Origin of the sequence: Pusillimonas minor (genome assembly GCF_014237865.1) — a bacterium.
Lineage (GTDB): Bacteria > Pseudomonadota > Gammaproteobacteria > Burkholderiales > Burkholderiaceae_B > Neopusillimonas > Neopusillimonas minor.
This window is the reverse complement of sequence record NZ_JACJUU010000025.1, coordinates 1-7,543: the sequence shown is the minus strand read 5'-3', so window position 1 is coordinate 7,543 and position 7,543 is coordinate 1. Positions and strand designations below refer to the sequence as shown.

At 54.4% G+C, this 7,543-nt stretch carries 9 protein-coding genes; all 9 read right to left on the bottom strand.

Annotation, left to right across the window (positions count from 1 at the left end):
- Positions 1-300: 300 nt before the first annotated feature.
- The 9 genes from GTU67_RS14855 to GTU67_RS14815 all read right to left on the bottom strand — a co-directional run bounded on the left by GTU67_RS14855 (position 301) and on the right by GTU67_RS14815 (position 7,276).
- A complete protein-coding gene (locus GTU67_RS14855) occupies positions 301-1,188 on the bottom strand; it encodes an OB-fold protein (protein WP_185780780.1) in 888 nt (295 codons plus the stop codon).
- A 101-nt stretch (positions 1,189-1,289) separates the two neighbouring features.
- Positions 1,290-1,535, bottom strand: a complete 246-nt coding sequence (locus tag GTU67_RS14850; RefSeq protein WP_185780779.1) for a hypothetical protein — start codon at positions 1,533-1,535, stop codon at positions 1,290-1,292.
- A gap of 5 nt (positions 1,536-1,540) precedes the next feature.
- Positions 1,541-1,777 (bottom strand): hypothetical protein, encoded by a 237-nt coding sequence (locus GTU67_RS14845; RefSeq protein ID WP_185780778.1) that lies wholly within the window; start codon positions 1,775-1,777, stop codon positions 1,541-1,543.
- Positions 1,770-2,051 carry a hypothetical protein gene (locus GTU67_RS14840; protein ID WP_185780777.1) on the bottom strand — a complete coding sequence of 94 codons (282 nt, stop codon included), beginning with the start codon at positions 2,049-2,051 and terminating at the stop codon, positions 1,770-1,772. Before GTU67_RS14840 ends, GTU67_RS14845 begins: the two co-directional genes overlap by 8 nt.
- Before the next feature lie 145 nt (positions 2,052-2,196).
- The gene (locus GTU67_RS14835; protein WP_185780776.1) at positions 2,197-4,875 is read right to left on the bottom strand and encodes a hypothetical protein; all 2,679 of its coding nucleotides are present in this window, start codon (positions 4,873-4,875) and stop codon (positions 2,197-2,199) included.
- Positions 4,872-5,177, bottom strand: coding sequence for a helix-turn-helix domain-containing protein (locus GTU67_RS14830; protein ID WP_185780775.1), 306 nt, complete (start codon positions 5,175-5,177; stop codon positions 4,872-4,874). Before GTU67_RS14830 ends, GTU67_RS14835 begins: the two co-directional genes overlap by 4 nt.
- Complete coding sequence (locus GTU67_RS14825; RefSeq protein WP_185780774.1) at positions 5,174-5,395, bottom strand: helix-turn-helix transcriptional regulator; 222 nt, start codon at positions 5,393-5,395, stop codon at positions 5,174-5,176. Before GTU67_RS14825 ends, GTU67_RS14830 begins: the two co-directional genes overlap by 4 nt.
- 151 nt (positions 5,396-5,546) lie before the next feature.
- The gene (locus GTU67_RS14820; RefSeq protein WP_185780773.1) at positions 5,547-6,050 is read right to left on the bottom strand and encodes a hypothetical protein; all 504 of its coding nucleotides are present in this window, start codon (positions 6,048-6,050) and stop codon (positions 5,547-5,549) included.
- The gene (locus GTU67_RS14815; protein ID WP_185780781.1) at positions 6,047-7,276 is read right to left on the bottom strand and encodes a tyrosine-type recombinase/integrase; all 1,230 of its coding nucleotides are present in this window, start codon (positions 7,274-7,276) and stop codon (positions 6,047-6,049) included. Before GTU67_RS14815 ends, GTU67_RS14820 begins: the two co-directional genes overlap by 4 nt.
- Positions 7,277-7,543: the final 267 nt, after the last annotated feature.

Below are 7,543 nucleotides of genomic sequence, written 5' to 3'. Positions count from 1 at the left end.
CTAAACCCGGAATCCCTAGGATAGAATCGATTGGAGACATCGACATTACCTCCATTAAACGTGTTTCTTCGCAAAAACAAGTCTAATGAATGTCGCTGTCCCCCTTTAATGATGAAGAGCCTAAGCGTTTGATTTCAGGGGTTTTTTGTTGTTTTTTTGAAAGTCAGACCATCATTTAGACCCACGTTTTCGCAACCCTTGCGCTATGTTGTGATGCTGCTACAACGTATTGCTAGGAAAAAGAAAACCGGCGCTTGGCCGGTTATGAACTAGCGTTTACACCTAGGCTACTGGCTAGTCTTATTTACCACTTTTTCGGGGGTCGTCCAAGTTCACTCCGGCTGTCTTTAGCTGTTCAATGGTTTGATCCATGGCAGCATTCAGTTTGTTTTTGTCGTTGCCTGCTTTCTTGGCTGCGGCTAAACATTGCTTGTTCGGCTGTTCGCATTGCGCCTCTGGTATTACCTTTGCGATAGCCAGACTGCCAAATATGAGATTTTGCGCCGTCTTGCTAACCTCATACCCGGCTAAAAATCGTCCAGCTTCTTTTATCAGCTTCTGCGATTCCCGTTTTGCGAAGTCTATCGCTGGCACGCAGTCGTCGAGCATCGCAGACGTGATGATGTACCCATTACCTTCACAAACCAGATTTACTGTTTCACCTTTAGCTACCGTAGCAGCGTAGTCGTTATAGTCGCGGTCGAAGTGTGCTTGTGCACCGATAAAGCCACCGCTTACAACAAAGTACGGGCTACCGGTAATGCCCTTGTTAATGCTTTCGACTCGTGCGGTTACGAATAGCAGCTTTCCTTTGAACTCTTTATCCGCAGCCGCTTCATTTGCATCATAGGCCGCACTGAGTTTCCTCCCGGTTGTACGGATTAAATTCGAATCTTTTCCAAGTATGGCATCGTTGCCTTGCGAAAAGTTCGTTACCTCATCTTCCAGTAGCACTGTCAAAACGTTGTATTCAGTATGTGACAGTTTGTATTTATGGTTAGTGCCAGCGGAGAAACTACTGGTCGATGGCGTGTCGGGCGCGGCGGCGATTTTTGCGGCTTCTGCCTGACCGGTCATTTTCGACGGTTTGTCTGATGTTAGGCCACTGATGACGCCCGGCAAAACAAAAAACATAACAAGCCAGAACCACACGCGCTTGTAAATGGGTTTCTTTGGTTTGTCGTTCAAAATGTTCCCCTTCGTATCTTGGTTATTCTGGATTTTTCAGTTTATCACTTCAAAATTTAGATCATCTGGATCGGTTGTCGGTCTAGAGGCGGAACATGCGTCTATTGGTCACGATACACAGCGCACCAAAGCGTTACGACAGAGGGGGCGCGATGCTGTGCAGCACGGGCCTCGAAAGTCTCCAGGTCTTCATCCGGAAGCCTGTCTATGCGGCCACTATCACAGGTGAAGGCAATGATCTCATCGGCAGCATAGGGGTCTAGCATGATGAAAATGTTGTGCAGCGGCTTTGCTACGCATTGGGCGTGCTCAAGTGTTTGCAGGCGTAGTTCTATGCGTTTTGGCATGGTTATCACGCGTCCAATAGTTTTTGTACCACTTGGTTTAATGCGACCTGATAGGCATCACGTTCATCGGGAGTGGCAGGGCGCCACCCATCGCTGCCTACTGGAAATACGACTTCAGCAATTTCCAATGCCAAGCTGTTTCCTTCAATAAAGCGAATCTTTGGTCTGCGGTTTTCCCGCCTTGGTCGCAAGGCCTCCAGTACAGCGATCCGTTTCCGTACTGAGGCTTTCATGTTAATCATTCGCTTTCTGAGCAACCTCTAAGGCGCTGATACGCTGCTCGATGTCGCTTGTTTCGATGGTTTGGCGGAGTATGTTCAATACATAGGCTAATTTTGTGCCGTCTGCGGGCGGTGTCTGCCCTGTCCTCATGCTTCGATACAGGCGCGCCAATTCTCGGCGCACGTCGAGCGCGGTAGATAGCGGTAATCGAAGGCGCCGGGGGTGGGTAGGTTCAGGCCCTAATACTTCCCATTCGGGGCTTTGCGGGGTTTCGTGTGTGTCTTTATCGGCCATGTTTCAGATTCCAGATAGCATATTTCAGGTGCTTAACGGGGTATTGGGGGAATGTGGGGTTTATTTCCGTCCCTTCTATAAATGTGTCATTGGCAGTTTTCATGCGAAGGGTTGGGAAATACCCCCCAAACCCCCGAAACCCCATCTATACAGTGCGTACTACCCAACTATGGCCGTGTTTTATGTTTCGTTCTGCTTGATCCAGGCGCAGCCCGGCTACTACGCGGCCACGATGACGGCGCAGCCAGCCCGAGAAATAACGGGTCTCAAACTCGCCACGGCCACGCGGTGGAATGCCAACATCAGAAAGCGCGTCGCGTAGTGCCATTTCGTCTTCGCTTCGATAGGTGTTGCTATCGCGCATCAGGTCAGCTAGGTCTTTGACGTGCACTGCCCGCGATCCATACCAGGTGTGCCATGCCTCTAACACAGCGATATGTTGCGCGTGGTGTGGGTCTTCTGCTTTCGACAGTTTCAGCACCTCCAGCAGGTCAGCCATCGGTGCGGGTGCCAGCCCTTCATGCACTAGCCAGCAAATGCACTGCCTTACAAGGCGTTCCCATTCGTTGAAACTACCCAGAGCCCCGTCCCCAATAACAGGCGCATCAGCGGCCTGATATGACATCAGCACGGCCAGCAGGTCGGCGCGGTAGGCGTGAAGCCTTGCACGGATCATTTCGCGCGGGTCAAACGTGAAGCGGCGGGCTTCGGGTGCTTCGCTGTTGGCGTCCAGCGTCACGGGCAGTACGCGTCGAAATAAGTCCCCGCCTGGGCTTACGTTGTTTCCGTTCAGCACGATCAGGGCGCGGTTCTGCACGCTTCGTACTTCCGATTTACCCAAAATACGGCCTTCGGGTTCGGCACTGGTCAGCATGGCGCACAATGCCGCGCTTTCGATAACGCCCGTCAGGTTGTCCATTACCAGCCCGGCTCGGCCAGTCAGCAGCGAAGCAAACAGGCGCTTTTCTATTTCTTCGGGGTTGCTCTCGGGTAGCGGCAGCGCGGCCATCGGCGCCCCCGCCACCAGCATCAGACATTCTGATAACAGGGTTTTACCCGTACCCGGCGCATAGGCGCGGATCAACCAGCCCGGCGCAGTAGGCAGCGTTGCCCGGCATACCGTTGTCAACAGCCCGGCCAGAAATACAGCGCGGCTCAAGTCTCCATCAAAAGGAAATTCAGCGAAGGGTTCCCATATACGGGCCAAAGCCTCCCGTAGCGCCTCACTAGCAAGGGGGCGCGGTGTCTGTCGCTCCGGGAAATTGTCCAGGTATAGCAGTTCGGTAGGGGCATCAAAGCCGGGGCGTTGAATCACGCTACCATCGGGGCGCATCACTGGGAACGTCACAATACCCGCCACTTTCGGCAGCCCCCAATCACCACGGGCAGCCATGACACGCGCGGCCAGGTCTTGCGGGCAGTCGGTCGGTTGCCATGTTGGCGGGTTGGCGCGTCGGTCAAACGTCTGGAATTGAAAGCACTGCTCAAGGTGGGTTCTAAGCCATGGCAGCTCAACCAGAACCAGCACACCATCGGCCAGTCTTACCAGTTGCCCGGCGCGCTCGAATACCTCACCATCACAGCGCAGGCGCTCCAGCACGGCTGCCACCGCGCGCGGTGAATCTCCGCGAGCCAGTTTCAGAACGCTGGCAGGTCGCAACAAGCTATAACGCTGTCCGCCGTGGGCGTGTGAATACAGGTAAGGGCGCCCCCCGCTTCGCAGATTAAGCCATGCAATACGCTGATCTTTGCCAAGCCCTAGCGGATCGGCGAAGCGTTCCCCGTGCCATCGGTCGGGATCGTCCAGCAGTTCGCCCACGGTCACACGTTGCCCCCTTCGGTGCGTCAGTTCAAAGTCACCCCATAGGCGGTAATCAGTCACAGCAGCCCGCAGGCGCTCGGCCTTTTCTTCGCGTTCGTTTTCGCTCAGGGTTGCCGGTAAGGCCGCCACACGTTCAGCCACCCATGCTTCGCGCGCGTCGTGCTGTTCAAATAGCAGCGCGCCATCATCACGGGCAACGGCTTTTATTTCTTGCAGCCGTGCAGCTTCTGTGGGTGTCAGGGGGGCTATGGCCTGGGCGGTGTCTAGCGGCAAGGCATCGCCGTTTATTGCCTCTGGGGCGGGGCGCTGTGCCGCAAGCGGTGGCACGGTCACGGGGGCGGCGGCGAAGTCCAGGCGGCAGGGTTGCCATACGGCGGCATCAATTAACGCGCGTTCTAGCAGCGTACCGGCTCGGCTTATGTCATAGCGGCCATGCCCGGCCAGCCATAGCCGGTCAAATAGTGCCTTGCCCGCTCTGGGTATATCGCGGGCATCCGTTACCAGGACATACAGCCTTTGCCCTCGCAGGCCGGTTATTTCTTCGCCGGTGTCCCTGTTAAAGATATAACTTGATCCAGACGGCCCCCAAACCATCGGGGCGGCGGCCATCGCGGGGCAGGCTTCGCATAGTGCAGCCAGCAGGGCATCACGGTTTAGCGGGACACCAGCGGGGGCGGGGTCATAGTCCAGCATTAACCAGCCGGTAGTGGCAGGCCATCGGAAATGTTCGTTATCGCGCGCTATGCTGCCCGGTGAAGCCTCGGGTAATTTTTTTTGAGTAACGATAGGGTGCGGCTGCCCATCGGCAGGTATGCCAAATGTCAGGGCCTGGGTTGTTTGCAAGCCTTGCAGCAGTTCGACCATTTCCGCCGGGGAATCAATCGTAACGGGCTCTGCCATGCCATCGGTCATGTGCCCGGCTTGTTCTTTTTTCGGCTGCCCGTTAACTATGTGCCACTGTTTCGTTAGGCGCTGGGCAGAAGTAATAATCGTGACATTCATGCTTGCACCTCTGCCGGTTCGCTTGCCAGTGAATATAAGGCGCAGCCGTGATGCTGGAACCCGTCGCGGTCGGTCAGCGTGATTCGTTCGGTTATGATTTCGTAACCCATGCGGCGCAGTTCGATAATGCGGGCCGGTGCCTGATAGCAGCCCATACGGCGCAGGTCATAGGATGTTTTCGGGCCGGTGCGTAAAGCGTCAATGATCCGCAGCCTTTGGGCTTCGCTGGCTGTCGATACCGGGGTAAAATGGCCTTGGTCTTTGGCGCTCTCACTGCTCTTTGTGGTGGGGGCGTTTTTCATTGTTTGCCCTCCTGTTTCCAGCAGTTAGGGCTAGCAAGCCAGGCGCGGATTTCCTCGACACGAAACCCTACGCTATTTGGGCCAAGGCGAACGGGAGCGGGGAAAGTTCCGTTTTTGATCCAGCGATAGATCGTCGGCTTTGATTTGGTGGTGACGGCGCAAACCGTGCGAATTGGCGTGAAGCCAATGGGTGGCAGGTGAATAGCAAGTGCTTCCATAGCATCAGTTCCTTACTTGCGCGAGTTATGCGCGGATCAAGGCGGGCCGATGATGCCCTGATACCGCGCAAACCGCGTTAAATCGGCTTGATGCTATGTTTGCTTATGTAGGACGCCGTTAAAATTACTAGTGCGTCGCAGCGGCTAGCCTTTACGTCGCAGCGGCTAACTTGGGTTTGGGAATGTTCCTTAATGCTTTTCTGGCTGTGGAGAATGACATTCCTATACCAGCACACTCCTGCTCTGCACAGAGATCTCTAGAACTGTATTTTCCAGTAGCCCAAATTTCCTGTATTTTTCTCCGCTTTTCGCGGTTCCCCCTTGGCTTATCGTGTCCCACATTGGCGGACTTTCTGGCTTTCTCGCTTCTGTCGTATTTCACTTTTGTTAGTTCGGCGGTTACGCGGTGATATGCAGTGTCTGACGCAAATCTCAACATCATCTGCATGACTGCGCCGGGGTATATATACGGCTCGTTGTAAGAAGATTCTAAGAACGCATCAAAGGCGGCAGCGGGGTCACCATCGCTGTCTAGCGCCCCCTTCAGGACGGCCAGTAAGCGTTCGGCCTGCTCGGTCGCTTCATTTCGTACTAATTTATGTATTTGGTTCCATGCAAGTGTTACTGGGAACTTTCTACCAAAGTATTCGCTCATCCTGCATTCCTTATCTGAATTACGTTTTCGGTTGTTCGCCCCATAACGTGATCGGCCCATGACTGCATTAACTTAGTGCGGGCTGTAAGGCGGTCGGTACGTTCGTAGGCGGCTTGAACCTTGTTGCCTATGGTGTGTGCCAAGCTACGTTCTGCCAGATCAGTGCTTACGCCATGATCAGCGCACCAGTTGCGGAAACTTGCTCTAAACCCGTGGGCGGTTGCGATCCGGCCCTGTATGTCGCTGCTTGCTTGTGCTTTGCGTAGCAGACTGGTCAGCGCCATATCGGATAGTTCGCCCCCACGCAGGGCAGGAAAAACTAGAGCGTCAGGGGCGGGCGTTTCATCGCCTTGCAGATTACGAAGCAAGGCCTGGGCGTCATCGGACAACGGGACACGGTGCGGCTGCTTTGCTTTCATGCGTATTGCCGGAATAATCCAAAGTTGGCCGTTCAGATCAAATTCCTGCCAGGTGGCCCCCCGAACCTCACCAGATCGTGCGGCGGTCAGGATGGTAAACAGTAATGCCGCGCGTGATCCCCATACCGGCGGGCGGTTCAGGTGATCTCGAACAAATACTGGAATGTCTTTCCATGGCATCGCCGGATGGTGTCTTATTTGTGCCGCTTCTTTTTTATTGGATAGGGGCAGCAGCGCCCCTACGTCATCAAGCGGGTTTGCGACGATGAACTTCCGGGCGCGGCAAGCGGCCATAACGGCGCTGCAGCGCATTTTTACCCTCTTTGCCGTTTCAGGTATGGTCAGCCAGATCGGCGCCAGTGCATCGCCGAAATGTGCGACTTGCAGGTGATCCACACGAATACCGCCGATAGTCGGGAATATGTGTTGTTCAAGACTGGCTATCCATTGAGCCTTGTGCTTGTCGTTTCGGAAGCCCGGCGCCAGAAGTTCCCAGTGATCCCTTGCCGCCTGTTCAAAGGTTGGGATTTTGCGTTGGGTTTGACGCGCTAGAATCGGGTCGATCCCGTCTTGTATCTGTTCGCGGGCCGCTAGGGCTTTTTCAATAACGCGGGCTACGCCAGTATCGGGAAATGAACCCAGACCCATGTCACGACGCTTGCCGGTAACTGGGGATACATACCGAATGATCCACTTACCTTTGCCGCGATCCGATCCGGGGAACAAATACAAACCTGTTACGCCCCCCGGTATAGGCTTGTCTCCGGGCTTAATGGCCCTTGCCGTTCTGTCTGTTATATAACCCATCATCCGGCCCCACACGTTTGCATAGATTGGATGATACTGTCTGATACTCGCTAAGTCATTAACTAATTGATATTTATAATGTATTGTTTTCCGCTGATACTCGGTGATTCTATGAAACGGCAGACCCTCTGTCCGCCAAGAATTCGGGCTCTTCCCCATTATCGGGGGATACGCATTCACTAGACACGGTTAATCACACCGTTCCAACCGCACTGGGCCAAGACCCGCATGCGGTAATTTTCAAAGTTCCTGAATCCATAGGCACGG

Bases quoted from the DNA above. Each gene is read 5' to 3' on its own strand.
- GTU67_RS14850 (WP_185780779.1), bottom strand. From the start codon at position 1,535: ATGCCAAAACGCATAGAACTACGCCTGCAAACACTTGAGCACGCCCAA.
- GTU67_RS14845 (WP_185780778.1), bottom strand. From the start codon at position 1,777: ATGATTAACATGAAAGCCTCAGTACGGAAACGGATCGCTGTACTGGAG.
- GTU67_RS14840 (WP_185780777.1), bottom strand. From the start codon at position 2,051: ATGGCCGATAAAGACACACACGAAACCCCGCAAAGCCCCGAATGGGAA.
- GTU67_RS14835 (WP_185780776.1), bottom strand. From the start codon at position 4,875: ATGAATGTCACGATTATTACTTCTGCCCAGCGCCTAACGAAACAGTGG.
- GTU67_RS14830 (WP_185780775.1), bottom strand. From the start codon at position 5,177: ATGAAAAACGCCCCCACCACAAAGAGCAGTGAGAGCGCCAAAGACCAA.
- GTU67_RS14825 (WP_185780774.1), bottom strand. From the start codon at position 5,395: ATGGAAGCACTTGCTATTCACCTGCCACCCATTGGCTTCACGCCAATT.
- GTU67_RS14820 (WP_185780773.1), bottom strand. From the start codon at position 6,050: ATGAGCGAATACTTTGGTAGAAAGTTCCCAGTAACACTTGCATGGAAC.
- GTU67_RS14815 (WP_185780781.1), bottom strand. From the start codon at position 7,276: ATGGGTTATATAACAGACAGAACGGCAAGGGCCATTAAGCCCGGAGAC.